The 2809-nt window shown below is 67.7% G+C and carries 2 protein-coding genes and 1 pseudogene; all 3 read left to right on the top strand.

Annotation, left to right across the window (positions count from 1 at the left end):
* Positions 1-104: 104 nt before the first annotated feature.
* Positions 105-1352, top strand: a complete 1248-nt coding sequence (locus ACO6D5_RS29110; protein ID WP_315846632.1) for a D-amino acid dehydrogenase — start codon at positions 105-107, stop codon at positions 1350-1352.
* Between the two features lie 167 nt (positions 1353-1519).
* On the top strand, positions 1520-2434 hold the full coding sequence (locus tag ACO6D5_RS29105) for a DMT family transporter (protein WP_485827319.1): 915 nt from the start codon (positions 1520-1522) through the stop codon (positions 2432-2434).
* A gap of 111 nt (positions 2435-2545) precedes the next feature.
* Positions 2546-2809: pseudogene (locus ACO6D5_RS29100) on the top strand (proline dehydrogenase family protein); the annotation flags it as partial.

Below are 2809 nucleotides of genomic sequence, written 5' to 3'. Positions count from 1 at the left end.
TTTTGCCGCCGGGCCGCCCCAAGGCAAAAAGCGCCCCCTCGGGGGGCAGCAAACACACGAAGTGTGTGCGGCGTGGGGGCTCTTTCTCTATCTAGGATGCAGGTATGCGCGTTTGCGTAATCGGGGCGGGCGTTGTGGGTGTGACGTCCGCCTATTTCCTGGCGCGCCAGGGTCACGATGTGGTGCTGGTCGACAGCCAGGCGCGGCCGGCCGAGGTGTCCAGCTACGCCAACGGCGGCCAGCTCAGCTATAGCTATGTCGCGCCGCTGGCCGGCCCGGGCGTGCTGCCCAGCGTGCCCGGTTGGTTGCTGCGCGAGGATTCCCCGCTGCGCTTCCGGCCCCGGCTGGACCTCCATCAATGGCGATGGTGCCTGCAGTTCGCGCTGGCCTGCCGCGCGTCGGTCGCGAAGGCGTCGACCGCGCAGTTGCTTGGGCTGTCCTATCTCAGCCGTGACGTCATGCATACCTTGCTGGCGCAGGAAGACCTGGATTTCGGCCATTTGAAGAACGGCAAGCTGATTGCCTACCGCAGCACGGCCTTGCTGGACAAGGCGCGCGCGCTGGTAGCGTATCAGGCCGGGCATGGCGCCGAGCAGCAGGTGCTGGACGCCGCGCAGACGCTGGCGATGGAGCCCGCGCTGGCCGCCATGGGCGACAAGCTGGCCGGCGCCATCTATACCCCCAGCGAAGAGGCGGGCGATTGCCGCCAGTTCACGGAAGCCTTGTTCGACCGCCTGCAGGGGCTGGGCAATGTGGAATGCGTCATGTCCAATCCGGTGGCCGGCCTGCAGCGCGAAGGCCGCCGCATCGTGGCCGTGAACACCCGCCAGGGCGACATCGGCGCCGATGCCGTGGTGCTTGCCACCGGCATCGGCACGCGGGCCCTGCTCAAGCCGCTGGGGCAGGATGTGCCTTTGTATCCGCTGAAGGGGTACAGCCTGAGCGTGCCGCTGGCGGATGACGACGCCGTCGCGCCGCGCATCAGCGTGACGGACTATGAACGGCGCATCGTCTACGCCCGCGTGGGCGGCGTGCTGCGAATCGCGGCCATGGTTGATATCGGCAGCGCCAATGCGGACATCGATACGGCGCGCGTGGACCTGCTGAAGCGGCAGGTGCGCGAGGCCTTTCCTGCCTTGGACATGCGCCAGGCCATTCCCTGGGCGGGCCTGCGTCCCGCCACGCCTACCGGCAAGCCGCTGATCGGGCGCGCCGCCGCAGCCGACAACCTGTGGCTGAACATCGGCCAAGGGGCGCTGGGCTTCACGTTGGCCTGCGGCAGCGCGGCCTTGCTGACCGCCCAGATGGCGGGCCTGGACCTGCCGCTGGACCCCGCGCCGTTCCGTCCGTGAATGCGCCGGCCTGGAAGGGCGGCATGTCCATTTCGCGATAGCTGCTGCCTTTTCATCGGCAGACGGACCGACGCGCGCTCAATAGGATAGCGGTCATCCCGCAGCGCCCGCCGGTTTGCCGGCAGGTTCCTGTGGGATCCGATCCCCCTCCTGCGAGCGCATTCATCATGTCCTATCTGTTCCCCTTGTTCGCCATCCTGTTCTGGGCGGGCAATGTCATCGTGTCCAAGATGGCCGCCAGCGCCATCTCGCCCACGGCAATCACGTTCTACCGCCTGGTGCTGGCCTTGGTGCTGATGGGCCTGTTCACGGCCCGTCCGGCCTGGCGCAACCGCAAGGTCATCCTGCGGCATTGGCCCAAGCTGGCGCTGTACGGCGCCTTGTCGTCGGCGGTGTTCCAGGCGCTGTCCTACCGCGCGGCCGAAACCACCACCGCCACCAACATGGCCATCCTGACGGCGCTGATTCCGTTGCTGAGCATGCTGCTCAGCGTCGTCATCCTGCGCGACCCGCTGACCCTGGGCATGGCCGCGGGCGGGGTGCTGTCGTTCCTGGGGTTGCTGTACCTGGTGGGGCAGGGCGACATGCTCAGCGTGTTCCAGCACGGCATCCATGCGGGCGACGGCCTGATGCTGCTGGCCGCCTTGTCCTATGCGCTGTACGGGGTGCTGCTGCGCCATTGGAAGGTGCCGGTCCCTGCCTGGCAATCCACGTTCGTGCAGTCGATCTTCGCGTTGCTGTACATGCTGCCGCTGTACCTGCGCGTGCCGGCGGCGCAGGCCGCGTTGGACGTCAACACCATCCCGCTGATCCTTTATGCCGGCATCTTTTCGTCGGTGTTGCTGTCGTACCTGTGGATCGAGGGGGTGCACCGCCTGGGCCCCACCCGTTGCAGCATTTTCATCAACCTGCTGCCCTTGTTCACCGCGCTGGCGGCGTTTGTCATGCTGCGAGAGCAGTTGCACGGATACCACCTGCTGGGTGGGGCGGTGACACTGGCGGGCGTGCTGCTGGCGCAGACGGTACAGCGGCCGCTGTTCGGCCGCGCGCCCGCCAGCGCGTTGGCGGCCGGCAAGGTCTAGGGTCTGCGCGGGGCGTCTTTCACGGCCACAAGCCGTAGTCCGCTGATTCACGGGCGTTCAAGACAGGCGCTTGCCGTCGCGCGATAGTGCGGTGCTTTGGCGGGAGCGCCCATGAGCCTTTTCCAAAGAACCACCATCGCGCTGGCGCGCAGCCCCATGATGGGCCGCGCGATGCGGGCGATGGCCGCCCGGTCGTCGCTGGCGCGCCGTTTCGTCGGTGGCGCGGATGTGGAGGCGGCAGTCCAGACCGCCTTGCGCTTGCGCGACGCGCACGGCATCCGGGCATCGCTTTTCTATCTGGGTGAATACGTGGCGGACCCGGCCGCCATCGAGCACAACGTGGGGCAGGCCATCGGCGCCTGCGACGCGCTGGGC

Source organism: Achromobacter sp., assembly GCF_057314935.1.
Note: the sequence above shows the minus strand (reverse complement) of the source record. Positions and strands in the feature narration are given on the sequence as shown.